The sequence below is a fragment of the Chryseobacterium sp. SIMBA_028 genome (genome assembly GCF_046535285.1).
In the GTDB taxonomy this organism is placed as follows: domain Bacteria; phylum Bacteroidota; class Bacteroidia; order Flavobacteriales; family Weeksellaceae; genus Chryseobacterium.
The window spans coordinates 1-232 of record NZ_JAWRWZ010000878.1; the positions used below are offsets into that span (position 1 = coordinate 1).

The 232-nt window shown below is 35.3% G+C and carries 1 protein-coding gene; it reads left to right on the forward strand.

Features of this window, described 5'->3' with window-relative positions; translation table 11 throughout:
* Window positions 1–232: hypothetical protein (locus SCA31_RS25720; RefSeq protein ID WP_410699754.1), on the forward strand; the 232-nt coding region annotated here is incomplete at both ends.

Genomic DNA, 232 nt, shown 5'->3' on the forward strand with positions numbered 1-232 from the left:
GGATAGCAAAAAAAGAACAGTAGATGTGAAGGGCACTACTGTTGCATCATATTTCAAATTAGATCTAAATCTGCTGAGATCTCAATTGAAAGGTGCGCAAGAAATGGGACAGAACTCTACACCAGTTGTTGTTTCAATTCCAACATTGGATGGAAAAATTCAAAAATTCAATGTTTATAGCTTTCCTGTTGTTGTGAAAGAACTTGCGAATCAATATCAGCTTGGTTCTTAT